Consider the following 22227-nt stretch of genomic DNA (forward strand, 5'->3'; position numbering starts at 1 on the left):
GCTGATATGGGCTTTTATCAATTCAGAAGGCAGCTAGAATATAAAACACAACTGTATGGTAGTAAGTTAGTAATTGTGGATAGATATTATCCCAGTAGCAAAACTGAGGGGTTGTGGAGAAAAGAAATCATCACTGTCATTATCTCAAAGAGTGTTTAAATGTGATAACTGTGGCTTTGAGATTGACAGAGATTTAAACGCTGCGATTAATTTAAAACAAGAAGCGGTCAGATTGATCGTGTTAGCCTGTGGACTAGATAGTGCCGACACTGCTAGGGTGAAACAGGAAGAAAAAGCCAACTTTTGTTAGCATTAGTTAGCTTTTTTGTATCGGAAAAATCCCCCAAACGATTTTAAGTTTTAATTTTGGTTTTCAGTCAAAAGTCAAAACTTTGATAATAACTTTCTTTTATAATAAAATTATGGGTTACTACATCTCCCCTCGGTTTCTGGATAAAATTGCTGTTCACATCACCAAAAACTTTTTAAATATTCCCGGTGTGCGAGTTCCCTTAATTTTAGGGATTCATGGAAAAAAAGGTGAAGGTAAATCTTTTCAATGTGAATTAGCATTTGAAAAAATGGGTATAGGTGTCACCCTCATTTCTGGAGGAGAATTAGAAAGTCCAGATGCAGGAGATCCAGCACGGTTAATTCGTTTGCGTTATCGAGAAACCGCAGAATTAGTTAAGGTGCGGGGTAAAATGTGCGTCTTAATGATTAATGATTTAGATGCAGGTGCAGGACGCTTTGACGAAGGTACTCAATACACAGTTAATACTCAGTTGGTAAATGCAACATTAATGAATATTGCAGATAATCCCACTGATGTACAATTACCAGGAAGTTATGATGCTAACCCTATTCGTCGTGTTCCCATTATTGTTACAGGAAATGATTTTTCTACTCTCTATGCACCATTAATTAGAGATGGAAGAATGGAGAAGTTTTACTGGGAACCCAACCGTGATGATAAGGTAGGAGTTGTGGGGGGAATTTTTGCGGAAGATGGACTTTCACAAAGAGAAATTGAACAGTTAGTAGATACTTTCTCTCATCAGTCTATTGACTTTTTTAGTGCTTTGCGTTCTCGCATTTATGATGAACAAATTCGTGATTTTATTCATCAAATAGGTTATGAAAAAATCTCAATGCGAGTGGTTAATAGTGTAGAACCACCACCAGAATTTAAGAAACCTGATTTTAGTTTATCCCATTTAATTGAATCTGGTAATTTAATGGTAGGTGAACAAAAACGGGTGGAAACTTCCCATTTAGTTGATGAATATAATCGTTTAAATCGGGGTAGACTTTATAAATCTCAAGCTGTTATTAAAGAAACACCTGTTAGTCAACCTGTAACTAATGGAAATGGAAATAATAGCATTACAAATAAAAGTCATTTAAGTTTAGAGACACAGGAACAAGTCCGGCAAATTTTATCCCAAGGTTATAAAATTGGTGTAGAACACGTTGATGAAAGACGTTTTCGCGCTGGTTCGTGGCAAAGTTGTGGTACTTTACAGATAGATGGTGAATCTGATGCGATTTCAACTTTAGAATCTTGTTTAGCTGAATATAGTGGTGAATATGTGCGGTTGGTAGGTGTTGATCCGAAAGCAAAACGTCGGGTGATGGAAACTATTATTCAGCGTCCAAGTGGGAAGGGGAGCAATTAGGAAAATATTGGATTTTAGTAGTAATTATTTATCTCTATTAGTGGGGTAAATAATTACATTTTTATATTAATTTTCTTTGGAAAAATTACACAGGTTTTAGAGCTTTTAAATGATGTTTATGAACAATTTGATACGAACAAATCTGGTTCGGATTGGGAATACTTTATAGGGATAAAATCTGATTTTGATAAACCAGATCAAATAGATAAATACATAAAGATGCTTGGTAATCTTACCTTGCTAGAAAAACCTATTAATGCTTCAATACAGGATAAACCTTTTCAAATTAAGAAAAATGCCTATCCAAAATCTAAGTTTTTAATTACTAAATCAATAGGAGAAAAAGTTAATATTGGTTCAAATACATCAATTGATCGTGCAGTCCAAGATTTAGAACCATTTGATAACTGGAACTCTGAGTCAATAGAAATGCGTCAAGATATTCTTGCTCAATTAGCCACAAAAATTTGAGATATTGATATAAATTCGTAGTGTAACAGTAATTTATGTCGTATTAATTGATAGAGCAACCAAATACAAATTTTAACAATCAGGTTTAATAATTTTGTTTTTTAGTTCAAACCAACCTACATAAATTTATGTTAAAATCCAAAAATTACAACTTGATGCCATATCAAATTTATGATCATTGCACAAGAATTAGAAACACAAGAAAACATCTCCCAAGATGTAATTTTTCCCCCTGGTGATTTATATAGTGATGAACCCCCCGTGGAAACAGAACTGCATCTCAGACAAATAATCCTACTTTTCCAATGTCTAGAATGGTTGTGGAAAGATAGAAATGATTTCTATGCTACTGGAAACATGAGCATTTACTATAGTCCTAACCAGAAAAAATCAGAATATTTTCGTGGTCCAGATTTCTTTGTGGTATTGGGAACTGAACGCAAAACCCGTAAAAGTTGGGTAGTGTGGGATGAAGATGGTAAATATCCTAATTTAATTGTCGAAATACTCTCACCCAGTACAGCAAATACAGATCGAGAATTTAAAAAAGAACTTTATCAAAATACATTCCGTACACCAGATTATTTTTGGTTTGATCCTTATACTTTAGAATTTGCAGGTTTTCATTTAGTAGATGGAGAATATCAACCTTTAATAGTAAATGAAAAAGGACATCTTTGGAGTCAACAGTTAGGTTTATATTTGGGTATTCATGATGGTTTATTGCGATATTTCACACCCGCAGGAATTTTAGTTCCTACACCTGAAGAAAGCGCGGAAGCAGAAGCAGAAGCACGAAAATTAGCGGATCAAAAAGCATCCCGTTTAGCTGACAAATTGCGAGAGTTAAATATTGATCCTGAGACTATTTAAGACTATTTAAAGTTTATCAATAATGGACAATTGACAAATTACCTCTCCCTTCAAATCAGAGAATGGAAAAATCAGCATTTTTGGCTTTTTCCCCTTGAAGGGGGAGGTTTTAAACCCTGAATGAAACACTTATCAATTATCAATTGTCAATTGTCAATTGATCACTTAAACACCCCAACCTAATGTTACAGGACGCTTTGCTAAAACTTGTGTATAAAGTTCTGCTAAGGAACTGATATTATCACTCAGGGTATAGCGTTCTAAAACTCGTTTTCTTGCTTTTTGCCCCAACATGGTTGTTAACTCTGGATGATCTTGGAATAGTGGTAAAAGGGTTTTGAGTTGCGATCGCACAGTTTTAGAATTAATTACTACCCCAGCACCTTTTTCCAATACCTCCCCATCTGCACCGACATCAGTCGCTAAACAAGCTAAACCACAGGACATTGCTTCTAACAAAGACAGGGATAAACCCTCTACCAAAGAAGGTAAAATAAATACATCTGCCCCCCGTAAAATTTCTATACGGCGTTCTTCATTAGCGACAAAACCTAACCAGATAATGCCATATTCTGAGCCATAAAATGGTTCTAAAGATGCTCTCAATAGACCATCACCCACTATTAAAAGCTTACTACCAGCAGCCATATCTGACTGTTTCCAAGCTCGTAATAGGGATTCTACATTTTTTTCCGGTGCAATACGGCCTTGGTAAACAAACAAACGTTCAGCATTAAATTCTTGTTTGATATGGGAAACCCCAGGGGAATATTTAACAGTATCAACACCATTAGGAATAACGGCGATTTTTTCTTCCCTAACTCCCATTTTTGCTAATAATTCTCGTTGAATTTGGGAAAATACGATCACCTTATCATAATTATCTAAAAAAGGTGCGTATAGCTGATAAGCTAAAAGTTGCGTACCAGAAATTAATTTTGCTCCTTTACCAGCAAAGGGAGTGTGAAAAGTAGCAATCAGGGGTAAATTTAATTCTTTGCAAATTTCTGGTAAAACAAAGTCCAGAGTGGATAAAGTCAAGGAAGCATGGACTATTTGTGGTTGTATTTCCCGCAATGCGTCTTTTAAAACCTTAGTGGCATTAAAAGCGGGAAGTGTGTAAACTTGGGACTTATAAATAAAAGGTAGGGGAACTTCTTTAAAATTTGGCCAGTTATCTGGTTCAGAGTCGTCTTGAGCAAAGTGAAGAAAACTTACATCATGTCCCCTATCTAATAATCCATTTGTAATTTCCCGACTATAGGTGACATTACCGCAAAAGGGTGATTTTTTTCCAATCCAGGCTATACGCATTCTTTAATTAGCTGTTGATAAAATCGGTTTGAAATGATTGGGGTTTTATACTTAGCTGTTTTTATCCCGTGATACTTGCTACTTTTTGTGCATCAATAAATTAATGCCATATCTTTATTAAATATCCCAGCTATCAGCCAAGTCAAATAGCAAATTTATGGCTTTATTTGTGGTGTTTTTAAGTTGGGAATTAATCAACTTGATCGCCAATCAATTAGGATCAGGTTTCATTAATCCTCAGCAAGTATGTCCTGAATTTTCGCTGGATTAAGTTTAGCACGAAAACCAGTGATTTTATTAACTTTTTGATGATTGACTAACTGATAACTAGGTACGGGAATTATACCAGGTGAAGATACCTCCGAAAAAGACGATCACAGCCAAGGACAAAAAGACTGATTTTAAGCCAATGAAAGTTTCCGCTACACCTGCTAAAGCTAAAGGTAGAGTCAGGGCAATATTAACCACATTATTTTGCAGTCCAAACACTTTACCGCGCATTTCTGGGGGTGTTTCGGTTTGGATAGCGGTTTGCATGGGAATACCAACCAAAGCGCCAAACACACCTAATAAAGTTATAAAAAGCAGCACTAGCGATAGCTGGGTTGTGAAGAGTGAAAGACCAACTAAAGATGCAGCCATACCCAGACAACCCCAGAGGCTAAGTTGTCGATAGGAAAAACGTTGACCAAATTGGCCGAGAATTGTCGCGCCTCCTGCAATACCAACACCACCCGCTGCAAGTAAAAAACCGAATTGGGAAGCTTTTAAATTAGGGATAATTTCTGCCATGCGAACGGCGAGAACGGTTAAAGCTGCAAACACAGAAAATAAGATAATTAATTGTAAAAGAGCATTGCGGACGCGGTGATTTTCTTTGAGGTAACGTAAACCGTCCCGCAGGTCTTCAAAAACGTGAGGAAATTCTGTTTCTGGCGGGTGCGGTTTTTCGTTGGTTTTGAGGAGGAATAAAATCATGCCAGCGATCGCATAACAACCACCAACTAAAATTTCTTTACCTAGTCCCCCACTACCGCCAAATTTTGCCCAAATACTATCAGCTAAAACTAACACTGGTTCGCCCACAGCAAAACCAACAATTACCGATGCCATCATCGTTGTTGTGTACAGGGAATTAGCAGAAAGTAAATGTTTTTCTTCCACCACTAAAGGAATGGCTGCTTGTTCTGCTGGTGCGAAAAACTGTGTTAATGTGGAAACCAAAAAAGTCACCAGTAAGATCATTAAAAAACCCACTGGCAAAACTCCCACAGGCTGCCAATCATGGGTTAACCACAGTAAAAAAGGAATTGCTAAAACGAGGATACCGCGCCAAATATTTGATGCTACCAATACAGCTTTTTTTGACCAGCGATCCACAAACACACCAGCCACTGAACCAAACAAAACTGCGGGAATGGTAAAGATCATCATTAACGCTGACACCCAAGCACTGATACTTTGACCACCTTGTTGAAACTCACTGTTAATCAAAGCAATCATCAATACTAGATATACTTTATCAGCCAGTTGACAAAAAACTTGTCCTCCCCACAGTGCTAGGAAATTTGGGTTTTTTAATACAGGAAAAAATCCCTTTTCTTCCACATCACTTGATGCTGAATTTCTACCTGAACCAGAACCGTTTAATGGTAATGTTTCTGTTTCTAGGGGTGATGTTACTTGTAAACTTTTTTCCGTAGTATTAACCTTAGTATTAACCTTACCATTTTCACCATTACTTGTTCCTGAAATTGGTGAATCTATATCTGATGGTTGAGGTATATTCACATCAAGTTCTGATGTCAAATTTTTCTCATCAGCAACTTCTTTGAGAGACATTTCTGGACTATTAATTTTGCCAGAGTTGAGGGTTGAAACAGAACTTAAATGATTAGGTCTTGAAGATTCTGATACCCTATTCTTGTTGTTAGCTTGGCTAGGTGATAAAGGCTGAATTTTTCGATCCAAATCAGACGATTGCATCATGGTTAGCGGCAAAATAAGAATCTATCAATGTGGCAGAGCGAATAGGGCGACCCAGGTGATACTGGGTGTACTGGCGCAAAATTTGCTCAACAGATAACCAGCCATCATCTGCGGCTGCATCTATTTGCATTATCCCTGGTTGGGACAAATGTTGGAGCATTTCTAATTCTTTTGCACCCAAACGACGGGAAATTTTTGGTAGGTCTTGGTGATGGAAAAGGGTTTGATAACCCGCTTTGGGGGAATTATTGGCCGATGGAGAAATTTCTGCTTCCTGTTTTCTTTCTTCCTGTTTTTGCCGTTCCCTTTGTTTTCTTAACTGTTCCCACGCTTGTAAGCAAACTGTTCCCCCCGCAGCAATGCTAAAACCTGCTTGCCAGTTGGGGTTGGTCAGGTCTGGAGTTAGGGGACGCTGGGTTAAGCAACAAAATTGCACTTGTGGGGTTAATCCTGCTAAAGCTAGGAGGTGAAATACTCCATGCGCTAAATATGCTACTACATCTTGTCCTTGATTTTTTGGTAAAGCTTCTAAACGCTGGAGATGTTCGTTAAGTACCTCATAAAGTTCTTCTTGGGGATGTTCGCTTAAAGCTTGACACAGAACTATTTCCGCTAAATATTGACTAGCAGCTAATTTTCCCAAGTCTTTGGTTAGACCTGGGTAGGTTTTTATAGTTTCGGCTTGAGTAATTCTATTGAGAGTTGATGTAGCTGGTTGTGATAATCGCCCTTGAGAAATGAGCAGTTGATTAACTACAAACATTCCACTTCTCCCACCCAGACTGGAGTTATGTTTCCGTGAACCAGGAGCGATCGCCCGAATCAAACCAAATTCTTTGGTTAAAATTGTCACTATTTTATCTGACTCTCCTAATGCCTGGGTTTTCAGATTAATACCAGTTGCTTGATAAGTTCTACTCATTAGTTATTAGTCATTAGTTATTAGTCATTAGTTATTTTTACCCAGTCACCAGTCACCAGTCCCCAGTCACCAGTCCCCAGTCACCAGTCACCAGTCCCCAGTCCCCAGTCCCTAATCACCAGTCACCTCTTCTTGGCGATCGCGCTGACGCAGTAAGTCTATACCGCGAGATGTTCCTAATCTGGTAGCACCAGCCATAATTAAATCTAAAGCGTCGTTATGGGTGCGAATCCCTCCTGATGCTTTAATTCCCACCCTGTCCCGTGCTATTTCTTTTAATAGGCGTACATCTGCTACAGTTGCTCCTCCATTCCAACCTGTACTGGTTTTTAAGAATGCAGCACCCGCATCCATAGCTAGTTCGGCTGCAAGTTTTTTTTCTGCATCCGTGAGTAAACTGGTTTCTAAAATTACCTTTACAGGTTTTCCAGTTTCTTCACAAATTGTAGCAATTTCCTGGTGTACTTCCTCGCTTTTACCTGCTTTCAACCAACCTAAGTTAATCACCAAATCTAACTCTGTTGCACCATTTTCCACAGCTTCTTGCGCTTCATATAACTTCACGGCTGAAGTCGTCAAACCAGTAGGAAAACCAATCACAGTACAAACTTGGGGGTTTTTGTTGTGCAGCAGTTGGGCAGCTTGTTTGACATAACAGGGATGGATACAAACCGATGCAAAATTAAATCTATATGCTTCTTCACACCATCTTTCAACCTGCTCTGGGGTAGTAGTTGGTAATAGCAGGGAGTGATCGATAAATGGCGCAATATCAATGTTGGGGGAGTCTGCTGCCATTGTTAAGTCTGCCAGTTAGGGATTATTAATCTTTATGAAAATTTAAGATGTTTCTTCTCTATTAAATCATATTTGGAGGAGTCAGGAGTCAGAAAACTTTTTAATATACAAAAAATCAAGTATACTTTGAGCTAATGCTTTCCCTGCTAAGTACGGAACACCATTACCCACGGTTTTAAACATATTCGTAAGTGACATATTTTCTGGAAGTGAAAAATTAGCGGGTAAAGATTGAATAGCTAAAGCTTCAGATACAGAAATACGTCGCACTTTGTAAGGATGTAAATGTACTTCATTATTTCCATAACAAGCTGTAGGAGAATAACGCCATCGGTGCAAACGTTTAAATGATTTTTTAGAATCATCTCCTTCAGCAATAGTTAAAAATTTAGTGATACCTGCTCGTGGGTGAAAATAATGTTTTGAATTAGGATGATTAAGCACATTATTTTTTATAAACCAATATTCAACAGTTAATTCTTGGGGAATATTATCAGGACAATAGGTGATAGAATTTTCTTTAAAAGGTTCGGTTTTATTCCAAGAATATGCAAACACTTGATTTTGAGGATATAAAATATATTCTTCCCAAGGAAAGGTAAAATCATCAATTTCCATACAATTGAGCAGATTATTTTTAAAACCTATTAAAATAATTCTATCTCTATCTTGAGGTACACCATATTCAATAGCATTAATTAAACGTTCTGTTAAAATATAACCAGATTGCTGTAATTTAATTTTCAAAGATTCATAAAATAAACGATGTTTTTTAGTTCTCCATAAACCCTTAACATTTTCAAACAAAAAGAAATCAGGTAAATTTTGACAAATCAACTCAATATAAGATTCCGATAATTTACCATTATCCCCCAAATGTCCTTTGTTTTTACCACCAATAGAAAAATCAGGACAAGGTGGACCACCAATAAAGCCAATTATATTATTTGATTTTCGGGAATCTTTGACTAATTCATTTAATTTTTGTGCCGCATTTCCTTGAGTTAATTTACTGACATCTGCTTCCTCACCCTCATGATATCCATATTCAGGAGATGGGAGTTTAAGAATTTCCCGTGAATAGCGATAAGCAGACATGAAAGGGGGGAATATTTCGTTAATGTATGCGATTTTATAACCTGTATTGTCAAATCCTAAATCGAGGAAACCTGAACCGGAGAAGAAGGAAAATATGGTAGGTTTAATTTTCATAATAAACAAGGATGGAAAATTTTACTAATGTTGTCATATTGAACTACATTGTAAATCAAATTTGATGTATATAATATAATAATCTGCCAAGAAATGAATTAAGAGTCTCATAGCTCAAGTCTACTAAAGTAGACTAAAGATTGATTTTCAGTCCACTTTAGTGGACTTTGGCTATTAGCCTACGATTTCAATTGTAGGCGGGTTAGTTGCAAAATGCAAAATTTAACTCTTTGCGTCTTTGCGCCTTTGCGTGAGATTTTCTTATAAATCAATTAATAACTTAAAAAAGTGTAACCTCCTATAATCAATCATTCAGAAAAATTAGTGAACCCATATTGCAATGCTTCAAAACGTTTCACTATTTTATCAAAATTTTCATCCCATTCTTGAACATCTGGAGTTTTAGGTACACATTCGGAAATATATTTATCTTGAAATTCTAGTATTGTACTAACAATTTCCTTGACTTTATTAAAAGTTTCAATTTTAAATTTACTTTGAATATTTCTACCTATAAAAATAATAGCCGCTTCATCTACTTCAAATCTTCCTTCTATAATTTCATCAATAAATTCATCATAAACTCGCTGTTCATCTTCTTCATTGGGAGACTTTAGCAGGACTGTAATAATATCTTTCAAATCTTTCTTTTCCTTTCTCTCATTCCAAGCAAGTAGTTTCAAAGCGATAAAAGCGTCAATATCAGCTACCCGAATTTCTACGTTGTCAATTACTATAATCTCTGTATTTGCAAAAGCTTCTTCTAAACCTAAAATACTCATTTGATTACCATCAGGCCAGTTAATTTCCTGCTTTGGTTTACTGATATTACCAAAAGGAATAACATCAACTTCTAGTCCAGTTTCAATATGAATAAACTTATGAGTGACGCTGGTTATCTTAAATAGAGGATTATTTCCAGTTGTCATTTTGGTTATTAACAGATTATATTTATCCCAATTATCTAATTTTACTGCCACATCCCAATCTTTAGTTGCACGACCTTGAACTTTATATTGACTATCAAATATTAATATTCTTGCTTGAGCGCCTATCAATAACATAGGAACTTCTAAAGAATCAATGATAGATTTAAAATCAGTGAGGAATTTTTTAGTTTCTGAGTCAATTTGAGTATATAAGTTTTTCATCTTTATACCATTTCTGCAATTTCTTGTCTGACAATAATATATTTTTCATACAAACGTTTAGCTGTTTCTTTGAGTCTTGTATCTGGATTTAAAGACAATTCTGCATGAATAAGTAACGGATCTACTACAGGTTCAGATGAGTTATATTTAGGTTGATTTTTATTACCAAATTGCTTCAAAATGATAATATTCCCCTTGGGATCTGGTTTGAGACGCAACATGGTTGTGATCACACGATAATTGTATTCTTCAGGAATATGAATAGTCATGCTGATAGGTTTTAAATACCCTGTGAGTATTGCAGCACCTAATTCTCCTCCAATTATAATTTTTTCATCTTCTGCTATTGCTAATATTCGTTGTGATATGCTATGAAAATCTACATTTATATTTTCTCTAGGGGTAAATGTTCCTATCAAAAGTTCTGGACGTAAATTTTCTATATACCCCATTTCCCATCTTTCTAATAGCTTTGTGTAATTTTCAATCCGATATGTTCCACTGCGTTGACGCTGTAAATAATTCAGTTGATACAAAGTTTCGAGACTGCGTTTTACTGTTTTAGTATCAACTCCCGCAGCATTCGCTATCAGTTCTAAAAGACTGAGTTTAACAGTCGTAGAATCAACAACTGCAACGTTTACTATTTGTTCTAAATTATGATATTGTAAAATACTTGGATCTTGAAGTAAAGCATAAGCAACTTTTAGGGCGCTGGTAGTAATTTTAGGAGCAGATAGTAATTTTTTGCTCTGTTGTGAACTACTTCTAACTAAAATATATAAGGACGAATTATTAAGGTAAATATTACCTATCGTGTCAATAAATTCTATATTGTTTTCTAGTAATGACTCTACAACAGCATCAGAAAGTGTGTCTGTAATTAGCAATGTTCTCTTATCACTGCTCAGTTTTTGCTTCAGATGATTGATATAATTAATATTTGCATCAACTGTATCTAAAGTGATGGATGCTTTAATTTCAACTAAATATTTAACTTGGTTATGAGGCGTATATATTGTTAACAACCCATCCGCTAGAGTGTTTTCTAAAAAAGGTTCTATAGTTGTTGTTGTCTCTATCTGAGGTAGTTCTTCCAGCTTTTGTATACATTTTTGTAACCAAGGATGTTTAGGCTGCATAGTATGTTACAACTATAGATTAATTAAAATGTTTTATAATCTCAATTATAACAAACAGGTGTAAAAAATGTTTAAACTCCAAAGAATATTCATGACCTTGATATTAATCGCACTACAACTGATATACCCGATCGCTAATTTATTTACCCAGATCAAATATTTTTTCCAAAAACGTGCAGCATTGAAAAAACATCAATAAATTATCACTTGGGTAAAGACTCAAAACCTCCCCTTAGACACCAGCGCAGATTTTAAATTACCTACTCGTTTACTTGGTATTACTCATAATGACTTAGTTCAAGTGCTGCATTCTGCTGATGATAAATACTATGTAGCAATCATAATTAATCATAGCTTAAATATCATAGGTACAACATACACAGCTAGAGGTTTATTTGTTTGTGATTCACCTTTAAACAACAAATACTTAACCAAAATTCCTGGTGTTTGTCACAGGATCAATATTTTAGGAGAATATCAAAAACCTTATCCAATCGCTTGGGCGTTTACTAATCTTGAGGTTGAACACAAATATAATGATTATTTATTTGCCGTTTATCGTCAGCTTTAACTAATTTAAGTAATTTGTGAATTGATAAATCAGGTATTTAGGAGAGTTTAACCAAAAAATATAATTACTTGATAGGTACAAAAAAATCATACCTATTAAGTATTATTTTCAATCATTAATTTGCTTTTTCAGCTAATGCTTCTAAATGAAAAGCAAGGTTATTGAGTGCAAATTGAATTTCCATACTGTAAGCTAAACTTTTCCATCTGGGGGTGGTTGCATGATCTAATGCTGTTGTGTCTAGGTATCTTGCAAAAACAACAAGTTTTTCTGAGTCTGTTTTTGCTGTAGCTAAATTATCCAAAAATTCTTGAGGTGTCATAAATTTACCAATAGTTTCAACATCTGAGAAAATCACAGACATTATCATAAACCCTACCACAAAATAAATCTGTTCAAAATCGCATGAAATTTGAGTGATTAAAAAATATTTTGACTTCTGACTTCTGACTGCTAAATTCTGACAATAAAACCCGCTTTTTATTTGGGAATAACTCCACTGCAAGCGGGTTTGTAATTTCTGTGTACAAAATTATCCCAATACTTCAACTGGTTTTGTTTCTGGTAATAACCGTTTCACACCTTGTTTAACAAATGCTTCCAAAACAGCAATTTTTTGATTTTGCTGGAATACATTTTGCAAAACTTGGCGTAATTTTTCCAGGTTTAAACCAGTTCCTGTTTCTAATGCTATTTCTTGCTGTTCAAAATATTCAACCAAACTTAAACCAGCAACTTTGGTTAAATAAGCAGCACTCACACCTTCAACTACTCCCCCTGCAACGAAGGTGACAGCATTAGTTTTGAGAATACCTGTTACTGCTCTAGTAGATAATTCTACTAATCCTAATTTCAACATTAAGCTTCCCATAGTGACCGCTACTTGTTGCGCCTGTTCTAAGGAAATTTTTTGTTGATAAATATTACCTAAATCCATTACCATTTGTGCATTAATAGCCGCAGTTGCTAATATATCCAAAGCGGGAATTGGGTTGGCAAAAGCAGCAGCAGCAGCTATCCACTGATTTTGTTCTATGATGGGTGTTGAGCGATCGCGTCTGATGCTATTTAAACAATTTTTCGCTTCCGCTTTGAGTAACAGCACTTTCCGCATTGTTGTTGTACAAACTAACTGCTGTTTTTGTTGTGTTAAAACTTCAACTAATTTTTCTGTTAATTCTTGAATGTTTGGTGTTGGTTTTTCCATCCATTCTTGTACAGAACCATCAGCTTCATGTTTTCTCACTTTTACAGGTAAAGGTGAAGCGGAAGTTGCAACTACATTACCAGAAACTCTTTGTTTCAAGGATTGCAAAATTGTAGCGCGTTCATCTACTATATACTGATCTTGTTTATTAAAAACCAGCAATACTGATTGTTTTACAGCTTTTAATTGTTGCCAAACTTGAAATTCTGAATCTGTTAAATCTCCATTGGTAAGAAATAAAACAAAATCAGATTTTTGCAGTTCTGATAATGTAACCGCATCAGAATTTTCATTCATTCCTGTAAATAAAGGTGCTGTTTCTACAAAATGTAGAGAGTTTGTAGATAAAGTTTCTACATTTTTGAGAGTTTGAATAATTGTACTTTTACCTACAGACTTACCACCTGTAACAGCAATTTGAATTTCTCGTCTATCCAACTCTAAAAGTAATTGTTCCAGTTGTTCACGTAAAGTTGTTAAGCTGGCATGGTTGACTGCTTCTTGTGCGAGTTGGTTGATGATAGCTTGGGTTTTATTGACTGCATTTTCTACAGATGACCTATCTATAACCATATTATCTAGCTGTTCACCAATCTGGGGGCGATTTTTCTGCAACAACCACAAACCCCCACCAACGACTAAAGCACTCAACAGACCAAACTCTCCTACCTGTACTATTGAATCATGCCAGGTGTCTAACATCCACAGGGAAACGGACAAACCCAGTCCTCCCACTAATATTGGTTTATGTAACTTCACAATTCTGATTCTCCGCACTTTTGATGGTTGTATCTCCAGAATATATCAAAACCGGCTGATTCAAGTTAGACAAATGAACAAATTTAACTATAAAATACAATTAAGGATTGTCTGAATCAATATTCTCTTACTTATAGTTTGAGGTGAATACAGATGACACAGGAATTAATTGACCTCAGAAATAGCATTTTAGCAGGACGTTACACAGATGCTCTGGCAATTGTTGATGAATTAGAGGGAATGAGTAAAAAGGCTATTTTGCGGCAGATTAAATCCTTTTTAAAGATTCTGCTCATACATTTAATTAAGAATCAAATAGAACAGAAATTAACCAATTCTTGGGCTGCTTCTATTCGTAATGCTATCTTGGAAATTCAAGAGGTGAATTTGAAAGATAATCAAAAATCTCATTATATCAATGAAGATGAATGGCAAACTTATTTAGAAGATGAACTTACACCAGCAATAGCAGATGCTAGTTTAGAGGTTTTGCATGGTACTTTAAAACGAAAACAAATTTCCCAAATGTTAAATAAATCCCAATTAATATTAAATGCAACTGAGTTATTAGGAATGACATATAACTATACAAATAGAGAATTACCTGATGTTATAGATGATTATTTTGCTCAATTACCAGGGGGTGAAGATTGGCTTAATAGCTAGAATTATCCAAAGTAGTAAAATATTATCAATTCAAAACAGGCAAGATGCCTGTTCCACAAAAAAATTAATCTGACTTTTTCCCTAGTTGACGTTGCAATTGTTTGAAAGTTTGATATATCTCTGGAAGACGGCTATAAATAGCAGATACTTTCAGGTATAATTTGTGTGGTACTGCAGGAGTACCAGAGACGATTTCTCCTGGTGCAACATTGTTATGAATACCTGTTTGAGCAGAGGCGATCGCCCCATCTCCAATTGTTACTTGGTTTGCTATTCCGCTTTGTCCTGCTAAAATGACTCTGTTTCCTACTTTTACACCTCCGGCCATCCCCGCTTGTCCAGCAATAGCACAACCTGATCCAATTTGGCAACCGTGAGCAATTTGTACTAAGTTGTCAATTTTAGTATTTTTACCAATGCGGGTTTCACCAACTGCGGGACGATCAACTGCACTGTTACAACCTATTTCTACCCCATCTTCTAAAACTGTATAACCAGATTGTTCCATTTTTAACCAACCTGTGCGAGTGGGAACAAAACCAAAACCTTCTGCACCGATGACAGCACCGCTATGAATTACGCAGTCTGCACCGATTTGGGTACGTTCATGGATGGTACAGTTAGCGTGTAAGGTGGTGCGATCGCCAATTTTTACATCAGGATAAATCACGACGTTGGGGTGAATAATTACACCATTACCAATTTCTGCACCTGGAGAAATGACAACATGAGCGCCAATATAAACATTATTACCGATTTTGGCGGTGGGGTCAATAACGGCACTGGGATGAATTTCTGGGGTAGGTTGATAGGGTTGGTAAAAAAGAGCGATCGCTTGAGCAAATAATAACCGGGGTTCGGGAGTTGCTAACCAAGCAATACCCCTTTCTGTAGCTTGAGTGTGTAATTTTTCATCCAGAGGTAAAATTAAAGCACTGGCAACAGTAGAATTAACTAAAGATGCAAATTTTCCCCCTTCCACATAGGTGATAGTACCGCTTGTAGCTTCATCTATAGCTGCAACTCCGGTAATTTCTGGGTTGAGTTCTGGGTTCAGGGTGAGACTGTGAGCTTGAATATTGTCACTTAATTTACTAACAATTTCGCTGAATAACATGATTTAATTTTGAGCATCTGAGGTTTCTGACAATGATCATGCCTTAATCTGATCTTTTTTGGTGACAGTTAGGAATTACTCGTTTGAGTCATTGACTTTCCAGCTAAATATGCGGTTGTCCAAGCACTTTGGAAGTTAAAACCACCAGTTATACCATCAATATCCAATATTTCCCCAGCAAAGTATAAACCCGGAACTAGCTTACTTTCCATTGTTTTAAAGTTAACCTCCTTGATGTTGACACCCCCACAGGTGACAAATTCTTCTTTGAAAACTCCTTTACCATTAATTAAGTATTCTCCCTGAGATATTTCTTGAACTAACTGATTTAAGGTTTTGTTAGATATTTCTGCCCAACGGTCTTCAGTAGTAATACTTATACGGCTAATTAGATATTGCCACAGTCGATGGGGTAAGTCAACACCACGATGGAGGGCGATCGCTTTTTTGCCCCATTCCTGTTTTACCGCTAAAAGCCTTTGTCTCACTTCCTCTTGTGGCAAGTTGGGCAACCAATTAATGTATAATTTGCATTGATAGCGATTTTCATGCAGTATTCTTGCACCCCAAGCGGAAAGTTTCAGTACTGCAGGTCCACTGATACCCCAATGAGTGATTAACAAAGGTCCTGTTTGTTGTAAAGGTTTTTTATCTGCAATTGATAAACGCAGATTAACAGGATTAACGCTAATTCCTGCCAATGTTCGTAATTTTGGATCAGCAATGTTAAAAGTAAATAAAGAGGGAACAGGGGTTTCGATGTGATGACCTAACTCTCTAGCGATTTTATAACCTATTAAACTGCTACCAGTAGCTAAAATTATGCGATCGCAATATTTCGTTTCTCCCGACTTGAAAATAACTTCAAAACCCTCGTTTTTTCGGTTCACAGAAATTACAGGAGTACCAATACTCAGTTCTAGCCCAGCATTAAAAGCAGCTTTAATCAAACATTCTACAATAGTTTCCGAACGATCTGTAATGGGAAACATCCGCCCATCAGCTTCAGTTTTCAAATTTACACCATGAGCCACAAACCAAGCTACGGTGTCAAGAGGTTGGAAACGAGTAAAAGCACCCCGCAAAGCTTTACCACCTCTGGGGTAATTTTGCACCAACTCTTCAGGAGTAAAACAAGCATGAGTAACGTTACAGCGTCCCCCACCAGAAATGAGAACTTTTGCCAGTGGTTTACGACTGGCTTCAATTAAAGTAACTTGGGCTTGGGGGTTAGCTTCAGCACAGGCGATCGCACCAAAAAAACCCGCCGCCCCACCACCAATAACTACAATTTGCAAGGGTGACAACTTTAAAAATCTTTCAATAATCTTACTTTACTCTTCAAAAAGTGTAAAATCCTCTTTTGCAGCACCGCAAACAGGACAAACCCAGTCTTCTGGGATATCTTCAAAAACTGTTCCTGGTTCTATACCACCATCAGGATCACCTACCTCTGGATCATAGATATAGCCGCAGACCGTACATATATATTTTTTCATGGTTGTGCGCCCTAATAACTAATTATTTCAGCTTTCCACTATTCCATAGTATTCCATATATAGGACTCCTATTTGATTTTTGAACAGAACTCCGTACATACTGCCTTCTTTCCTGTTCCCTGTTTCCTGTTCCCTGTTCCCTGTTCCCCACATCTACGAAAAATTCATGAATCAAATCGGATCACTATATTTATCACTATATTTATATTTTGATAAGCTGTTGTGCATTTAATTTGTATAAGTGGAACAGGCATCTTGCCTGTTAAACAAGAGTTCAGAATATTAGGATTATACAATTTAGCTGTGTAACAGCTTATCAATCTATATTTACTTGCTTATTGCTGAGGACGGATCTTAAAAACGCCATAATCTGCGTTGAAAATAACTGAAAATGCCTAACCCCAACGCCCCAAACAACAATAGCCAAATCACACCACCAGGAATAAAAGTGAGAATACCCAAGCCTCTGAGTATCCATAAGGCTATTCCCATACCAAGAAGGATACCCAAGATTTGAGTTAATTTGCGATTTAATGAAGATTGATTCACTGGATTTTTCTGGCAATTTCAGCAAAAGTTACATTTTCAATTAAAATTATATCACGTTTGCTTGTTGCAGGTTCATATCTCTTTGGGTAGGAAATAGAGAATGGGAAAGAGAGAAAAAATGATACTGTAAGTCATTTCTGCCAAACAGGTAGATTTAAATACAGGGTGCAAGAGTTTGTAGATAGAATCAACTTCCATCAAATTATATCCAGAAAATCAATAAAATGAACTGTAATTAAAAATGAGTAGGTTTAAATCCTGAAATTTCTTGGTTGAAACTTTCAAACTCTGGTTTTTTAGAAGATTTAAATGTTTGATTCAGTTTTTGGTTAATAAATATTGTTTGAGGGGTAGAGAAAAACACTATGTCTGTATCTGATATCTCATCAACTATTCAAGGTTCTAAAGGGTTAGATATGTTGTGGAGTCCAGACAAACAAAAGTCACTGATCCAAGGTGAAATTTTGCTACAAACGCGATCGCATACTCTCTGGGGTGGTGCTGTCACAGCTTGGATGTACTTACCCTTAGTTCGGTCCAACGTTTGGCAGCAGATTACAGATTATCCCCGTTGGGTGCAATATTTCCCTGACATCACCAAAAGCGAGATCATAACCAAGGGTGATGTCAAGCGCCTATATCAAACAGCACAGAAAGCATTTTTATTTTTCACTGCCCAAGTAGAAATTTATCTCAGCGTTGTTGAAGTCTTAGGACAGCAAATACAATTTCGCATGGAAAAAGGGACATTTGAAGATTTCCATGCCAACTTAGAACTTAAAGACATGGGAAATGGAACTTTGTTAGCCTATACAGTGCAAGCAACACCGAATATTCCCATCCCCTCAATTTTTATTCAACAAGCAATGAACTTGGAATTACCAGAAAATATGCGTAAAATGCGACAAGTGCTGATTTTAAGTCAATAACAGTAATGTCTACAGGCAAAAGCTATTTTGGAATTCTGGTTGTTGGGGACTGGTGACTAGGGACTGGGGCAGAAACTGGGGAGCAGAGGAAATTATTTGTATTTTCCCAATCACCAATCACCTATTTACGACTTACTGTTACAGGTTCAGTTGCAAACCAAAAGTCCTGTAATTCTTCTTCGGTAAAAATATAGCCAAAAGTAGCAGCGAAATTAACTATTTTTTTTGTATCCCAGTGAGAATTATCAAAAACTCCGGGTTGACGGCAATTTTTATAATACAGATCATAAACACCGGGATCTGAACTTAACATTTCATAAAAACTTTCAACTTGTTCTAAAGACACAGATCACACTCCTAGTTTATGGTTTATTTTGATGATTTATAACTCAAAACCCCAACTTTTTAAAAAGTCGGGGATATTATTCCTAGCCTTTAAAAGTTTTTAAAAACTAGGTTTTTCAATTTTTCTCCACAGTTAAATTATAGCCGTACACAGAGTAGTTAGGACATCAATTAATCATAAAACTCTGATTAAAAAAGGGTTTTACTCCTGACTTAATTACTAAACACTTCCACTGGTAAACGACTAAAAGCTAGACGTTCATTTTGCACATCAACAAAAATTGTATCACCGTCATTAAATTCACCCCGCAAAATAGCTTTAGCAATTTGGGTTTCTAACTCTCTTTGAATGGCACGTTTTAATGGTCTCGCACCAAATACAGGATCATAACCAACTTCTGCTAAAAAGTCTAGTGCAGATGCAGCAAGTCGCAGGGACATTTTTTTATCAGTTAATCTTTGTCTGAGTCTATCTACTTGTAGTTGCACAATTTCTCGCAGTTCTGATTTTTGTAAACCGTGGAAGATGATAATTTCATCAATGCGGTTCAAGAACTCAGGACGGAAACTATTCCGCATTGTTTCCATCACTCGATGACGCATTTCATCATACCTTGAATCATCCCCAGCAACATCCAGAATATATTGAGAACCGATGTTACTAGTCATGATGATAATGGTATTCTTGAAGTCTACCGTTCTTCCTTGGGAGTCAGTGACACGACCATCATCTAAAATTTGCAGGAAAATGTTAAATACATCCGGGTGCGCTTTTTCAATTTCGTCGAATAAAATTACTGCGTAAGGACGACGACGAATAGCTTCTGTTAATTGTCCACCTTCTTCATAACCAACATAACCTGGAGGCGCACCAATTAACCGAGAAACTGCGTGTTTCTCCATGTATTCTGACATATCAATTCTGACTAAAGCTTCTTCTGTGTCAAACATATAAGCAGCTAAAGCTTTAGCTAATTCTGTTTTACCAACTCCCGTAGGTCCAAGGAAAATAAAACTAGCAATGGGGCGGTTAGGATCAGCAAGTCCAGCGCGAGAACGTTGAATGGCATCAGCTACCGCAGTCACAGCTTCACTTTGTCCCACTACTCGCTGATGTAGTTCATCTTCTAAATGCAGTAATTTTTCTTTTTCTGATTCCACTAATTTACTAATAGGAATGCCTGTCCATTTAGAAATGATTTCAGCAATGTCCGCTTCGGTGACTTCTTCCCGTAATAGAGATTTTCCTGTTCCTTGGGCGTTAGCAAGTTCCCTTTCTACGGTTTCTAATTGTCGATGTAATTCTGTGAGTTTACCATATTTCAACTCAGCAGCGCGGTTAAGATCATAGTTTCTTTCTGCTTGTTGAATTTCTAAGTTAACTCGATCAATTTCTTCTTTGATAGATTGAATTTTGGTGATAATATCTTTTTCAGATTGCCATTGGGCGCTGAGTGCGCGTTGTTCTTCTTTAAAGTCGGCAAGTTCTTTTTCTAGTCTTTCCAAACGTTCGCGGGAAGCTAAATCACTTTCTTTTTGTAAGGACAGTTTCTCCATTTCTAATTGGAGAATTTTCCGATCAATTTCGTCTAGCTCTTCTGGTTTGGATGTAATTTCCATTTTCAGTCTAGCAGCAGCTTCATCTACCAAGTCAATAGCTTTATCTGGCAGGAAGCGATCGCTAATATATCTACTCGATAAAGTCGCAGCAGCAACTAAAGAACTATCGGAAATTTTTACCCCGTGATGCACTTCATACCGTTCCTTTAAACCCCGCAAAATAGAAATCGTATCTTGTACATCTGGTTGGTCTACATAAACTTGTTGGAAACGTCTTTCTAAAGCAGCATCTTTTTCTATATATTTACGATATTCATCTAAAGTTGTCGCCCCAATACAACGCAGTTCACCCCGTGCTAACATGGGTTTTAATAAGTTACCTGCATCCATCGCCCCTTGGGTTGCACCTGCACCGACAACGGTATGAATTTCATCTATAAATAATACAATATTTCCACCAGATTCGGTAACTTCTTTTAATACGGCTTTGAGTCTTTCTTCAAATTCTCCTCTAAATTTTGCACCAGCAATTAACGCTCCCATATCTAAAGCAATTAATTTTCTATCTTTCAAAGATTGGGGAACGTCACCCGCAACTATTCGCTGTGCTAAACCTTCCGCAATGGCGGTTTTTCCAACTCCAGGTTCACCAATTAATACAGGGTTGTTTTTGGTTCTGCGGGACAGAATTTGAATGGTTCTTCTAATTTCATCATCCCGACCAATTACCGGATCTAATTTTCCTTGACGTGCTGCTTCTGTTAAGTCACGTCCGTATTTTTCTAAAGATTGATATTTTCCTTCTGGACTTTGATCTGTCACTTTCTGACTCCCACGAATTTGTTTAATAGTATTCTTTAATTTGCCTTCGTCTAAACCAATTTCTTGCAGTAGACTTTTACCAAATCTGTCATCTTTAGCATATCCTAATAATATATGTTCAACGGAAATATATTCATCTTTAAATTCTTGGCGATATTTTTCAGATCTGTCTAATAATGTATCTAAACTTTTACCCAAATATACAGATGTGCTACTTCCTGATACTTTGGGTTGACGGGAAATAAATTGTTCTGTGTAATCTCTGATTTTTGGGATGTTTGCACCGGCTTTCGTGACAATAGCGTTAGCAAGTCCATCCTGCTCCAGCAGTGCTTTCATTAAATGTTCGCTTTCTAGTTGCTGTTGTTGGTACTGTTTAGCTATTTCGGGAGTTTGCGCGATCGCTTCCCAGGCTTTTTCTGTAAATTGGTTCGGATTAGTCGGTTGCATAGTTTTTTTGATATTTGACTTTCATATCGTCATTGTAAAAATACCCTAGCCTTTTTCTGGATCGGTCTTCCCATCCTCATTATGTAGTATTATCCCAAGTTATCAGTTATTTAGTTTAAGCCGATCATGAGTAATTGATAATTAATTATTTACTGTCACCTGTCAACTGTCACCTCAACAATATATAAGTTTTTTAAATCTC

Annotated in this window: 23 protein-coding genes; 8 read left to right on the top strand and 15 right to left on the bottom strand. The window is 36.5% G+C overall.

Features of this window, described 5'->3' with window-relative positions:
- The first annotated feature begins 6 nt into the window (after positions 1-6).
- The 5 genes from H6F47_RS28340 (at position 7) to H6F47_RS01820 (ending at position 3023) form a co-directional block, all read left to right on the top strand.
- On the top strand, positions 7-159 hold the full coding sequence (locus H6F47_RS28340) for a zinc ribbon domain-containing protein (RefSeq protein WP_277877121.1): 153 nt from the start codon (positions 7-9) through the stop codon (positions 157-159).
- Positions 152-310 (top strand): zinc ribbon domain-containing protein, encoded by a 159-nt coding sequence (locus tag H6F47_RS28345; protein WP_322743387.1) that lies wholly within the window; start codon positions 152-154, stop codon positions 308-310. The genes H6F47_RS28340 and H6F47_RS28345 overlap by 8 nt, the downstream gene beginning before the upstream one ends.
- A 112-nt stretch (positions 311-422) precedes the next feature.
- The gene (locus H6F47_RS01810; RefSeq protein WP_190347138.1) at positions 423-1679 is read left to right on the top strand and encodes a ribulose bisphosphate carboxylase small subunit; all 1257 of its coding nucleotides are present in this window, start codon (positions 423-425) and stop codon (positions 1677-1679) included.
- A gap of 165 nt (positions 1680-1844) precedes the next feature.
- Entirely contained in the window at positions 1845-2150 is a 306-nt protein-coding gene (locus tag H6F47_RS01815) for an HNH endonuclease family protein (RefSeq protein WP_347237725.1), read from the top strand.
- A gap of 171 nt (positions 2151-2321) precedes the next feature.
- Positions 2322-3023: a Uma2 family endonuclease gene (locus tag H6F47_RS01820; RefSeq protein WP_137668909.1), complete on the top strand. Its 702-nt coding sequence runs from the start codon at positions 2322-2324 to the stop codon at positions 3021-3023.
- 165 nt (positions 3024-3188) lie between these two features.
- Here H6F47_RS01820 and H6F47_RS01825 read toward each other — a convergent pair whose 3' ends face one another.
- The 7 genes from H6F47_RS01825 to H6F47_RS01855 form a co-directional block, all read right to left on the bottom strand.
- Complete coding sequence (locus H6F47_RS01825; protein ID WP_190647438.1) at positions 3189-4337, bottom strand: glycosyltransferase family 4 protein; 1149 nt, start codon at positions 4335-4337, stop codon at positions 3189-3191.
- 327 nt (positions 4338-4664) lie between these two features.
- Entirely contained in the window at positions 4665-6326 is a 1662-nt protein-coding gene (locus H6F47_RS01830; protein ID WP_190647439.1) for an MFS transporter, read from the bottom strand.
- Complete coding sequence (recO, locus tag H6F47_RS01835; protein WP_137668912.1) at positions 6310-7248, bottom strand: DNA repair protein RecO; 939 nt, start codon at positions 7246-7248, stop codon at positions 6310-6312. Before recO ends, H6F47_RS01830 begins: the two co-directional genes overlap by 17 nt.
- Before the next feature lie 111 nt (positions 7249-7359).
- The gene (gene deoC / locus H6F47_RS01840; RefSeq protein ID WP_190347141.1) at positions 7360-8046 is read right to left on the bottom strand and encodes a deoxyribose-phosphate aldolase; all 687 of its coding nucleotides are present in this window, start codon (positions 8044-8046) and stop codon (positions 7360-7362) included.
- Positions 8047-8127: 81 nt separating this feature from the next.
- Positions 8128-9258: a DNA cytosine methyltransferase gene (locus H6F47_RS01845; protein WP_190647441.1), complete on the bottom strand. Its 1131-nt coding sequence runs from the start codon at positions 9256-9258 to the stop codon at positions 8128-8130.
- Between the two features lie 308 nt (positions 9259-9566).
- Positions 9567-10409, bottom strand: coding sequence for a hypothetical protein (locus H6F47_RS01850; protein WP_190647443.1), 843 nt, complete (start codon positions 10407-10409; stop codon positions 9567-9569).
- Between the two features lie 2 nt (positions 10410-10411).
- Positions 10412-11551: a type IV toxin-antitoxin system AbiEi family antitoxin gene (locus H6F47_RS01855; RefSeq protein WP_137668217.1), complete on the bottom strand. Its 1140-nt coding sequence runs from the start codon at positions 11549-11551 to the stop codon at positions 10412-10414.
- A 301-nt stretch (positions 11552-11852) separates the two neighbouring features.
- Here H6F47_RS01855 and H6F47_RS27700 point away from each other — a divergent pair, with 301 nt between their 5' ends.
- Entirely contained in the window at positions 11853-12122 is a 270-nt protein-coding gene (locus tag H6F47_RS27700; protein ID WP_242027312.1) for a hypothetical protein, read from the top strand.
- A 115-nt stretch (positions 12123-12237) separates the two neighbouring features.
- Here the strand turns inward: H6F47_RS27700 and H6F47_RS01865 are convergent, their stop codons facing one another.
- Entirely contained in the window at positions 12238-12444 is a 207-nt protein-coding gene (locus tag H6F47_RS01865; RefSeq protein WP_096572883.1) for a hypothetical protein, read from the bottom strand.
- Positions 12445-12654: 210 nt separating this feature from the next.
- Positions 12655-14031 carry a DUF697 domain-containing protein gene (locus H6F47_RS01870; RefSeq protein ID WP_096572884.1) on the bottom strand — a complete coding sequence of 459 codons (1377 nt, stop codon included), beginning with the start codon at positions 14029-14031 and terminating at the stop codon, positions 12655-12657.
- Between the two features lie 210 nt (positions 14032-14241).
- Between H6F47_RS01870 and H6F47_RS01875 the strand changes: the two genes are divergently transcribed.
- On the top strand, positions 14242-14754 hold the full coding sequence (locus H6F47_RS01875; protein WP_096572299.1) for a DUF29 family protein: 513 nt from the start codon (positions 14242-14244) through the stop codon (positions 14752-14754).
- A gap of 64 nt (positions 14755-14818) precedes the next feature.
- Here H6F47_RS01875 and lpxD read toward each other — a convergent pair whose 3' ends face one another.
- The 4 genes from lpxD to H6F47_RS01895 all read right to left on the bottom strand — a co-directional run bounded on the left by lpxD (position 14819) and on the right by H6F47_RS01895 (position 17919).
- On the bottom strand, positions 14819-15871 hold the full coding sequence (lpxD, locus tag H6F47_RS01880) for a UDP-3-O-(3-hydroxymyristoyl)glucosamine N-acyltransferase (RefSeq protein ID WP_137668218.1): 1053 nt from the start codon (positions 15869-15871) through the stop codon (positions 14819-14821).
- A 68-nt stretch (positions 15872-15939) separates the two neighbouring features.
- Positions 15940-17178, bottom strand: coding sequence for an NAD(P)/FAD-dependent oxidoreductase (locus tag H6F47_RS01885; protein ID WP_190647446.1), 1239 nt, complete (start codon positions 17176-17178; stop codon positions 15940-15942).
- Positions 17179-17205: 27 nt separating this feature from the next.
- Positions 17206-17370, bottom strand: coding sequence for a rubredoxin (rd, locus tag H6F47_RS01890; RefSeq protein ID WP_096572302.1), 165 nt, complete (start codon positions 17368-17370; stop codon positions 17206-17208).
- Positions 17371-17724: 354 nt separating this feature from the next.
- A complete protein-coding gene (locus tag H6F47_RS01895; protein ID WP_096572303.1) occupies positions 17725-17919 on the bottom strand; it encodes a hypothetical protein in 195 nt (64 codons plus the stop codon).
- 365 nt (positions 17920-18284) lie between these two features.
- On the opposite strand from H6F47_RS01895, the gene H6F47_RS01900 reads away from it, so the two are divergent.
- On the top strand, positions 18285-18848 hold the full coding sequence (locus H6F47_RS01900; RefSeq protein ID WP_096572304.1) for an SRPBCC family protein: 564 nt from the start codon (positions 18285-18287) through the stop codon (positions 18846-18848).
- Between the two features lie 121 nt (positions 18849-18969).
- Here H6F47_RS01900 and H6F47_RS01905 read toward each other — a convergent pair whose 3' ends face one another.
- Together H6F47_RS01905 and clpB are read right to left on the bottom strand one after the other, a co-directional pair.
- The gene (locus H6F47_RS01905) at positions 18970-19194 is read right to left on the bottom strand and encodes a Nif11-like leader peptide family natural product precursor (protein WP_137668220.1); all 225 of its coding nucleotides are present in this window, start codon (positions 19192-19194) and stop codon (positions 18970-18972) included.
- Positions 19195-19406: 212 nt separating this feature from the next.
- Positions 19407-22025, bottom strand: a complete 2619-nt coding sequence (clpB, locus tag H6F47_RS01910; RefSeq protein WP_190347144.1) for an ATP-dependent chaperone ClpB — start codon at positions 22023-22025, stop codon at positions 19407-19409.
- Between the last annotated feature and the right edge of the window lie 202 nt (positions 22026-22227).

It is taken from the genome of Sphaerospermopsis sp. FACHB-1094, from assembly GCF_014696195.1.
In the GTDB taxonomy this organism is placed as follows: Bacteria; Cyanobacteriota; Cyanobacteriia; order Cyanobacteriales; family Nostocaceae; genus Sphaerospermopsis; species Sphaerospermopsis kisseleviana.

Coding starts and splice junctions, on each gene's coding strand:
- H6F47_RS01850 (WP_190647443.1), bottom strand. CDS start 10,409: ATGAAAAACTTATATACTCAAATTGACTCAGAAACTAAAAAATTCCTC.
- deoC (WP_190347141.1), bottom strand. CDS start 8,046: ATGGCAGCAGACTCCCCCAACATTGATATTGCGCCATTTATCGATCAC.
- H6F47_RS01830 (WP_190647439.1), bottom strand. CDS start 6,326: ATGATGCAATCGTCTGATTTGGATCGAAAAATTCAGCCTTTATCACCT.
- H6F47_RS01900 (WP_096572304.1), top strand. CDS start 18,285: ATGTCTGTATCTGATATCTCATCAACTATTCAAGGTTCTAAAGGGTTA.
- lpxD (WP_137668218.1), bottom strand. CDS start 15,871: ATGTTATTCAGCGAAATTGTTAGTAAATTAAGTGACAATATTCAAGCT.
- H6F47_RS01870 (WP_096572884.1), bottom strand. CDS start 14,031: ATGTTAGACACCTGGCATGATTCAATAGTACAGGTAGGAGAGTTTGGT.
- H6F47_RS01855 (WP_137668217.1), bottom strand. CDS start 11,551: ATGCAGCCTAAACATCCTTGGTTACAAAAATGTATACAAAAGCTGGAA.
- H6F47_RS01820 (WP_137668909.1), top strand. CDS start 2,322: ATGATCATTGCACAAGAATTAGAAACACAAGAAAACATCTCCCAAGAT.
- H6F47_RS01875 (WP_096572299.1), top strand. CDS start 14,242: ATGACACAGGAATTAATTGACCTCAGAAATAGCATTTTAGCAGGACGT.
- recO (WP_137668912.1), bottom strand. CDS start 7,248: ATGAGTAGAACTTATCAAGCAACTGGTATTAATCTGAAAACCCAGGCA.
- H6F47_RS01845 (WP_190647441.1), bottom strand. CDS start 9,258: ATGAAAATTAAACCTACCATATTTTCCTTCTTCTCCGGTTCAGGTTTC.
- clpB (WP_190347144.1), bottom strand. CDS start 22,025: ATGCAACCGACTAATCCGAACCAATTTACAGAAAAAGCCTGGGAAGCG.
- rd (WP_096572302.1), bottom strand. CDS start 17,370: ATGAAAAAATATATATGTACGGTCTGCGGCTATATCTATGATCCAGAG.
- H6F47_RS01825 (WP_190647438.1), bottom strand. CDS start 4,337: ATGCGTATAGCCTGGATTGGAAAAAAATCACCCTTTTGCGGTAATGTC.
- H6F47_RS01865 (WP_096572883.1), bottom strand. CDS start 12,444: ATGACACCTCAAGAATTTTTGGATAATTTAGCTACAGCAAAAACAGAC.
- H6F47_RS01810 (WP_190347138.1), top strand. CDS start 423: ATGGGTTACTACATCTCCCCTCGGTTTCTGGATAAAATTGCTGTTCAC.
- H6F47_RS28340 (WP_277877121.1), top strand. CDS start 7: ATGGGCTTTTATCAATTCAGAAGGCAGCTAGAATATAAAACACAACTG.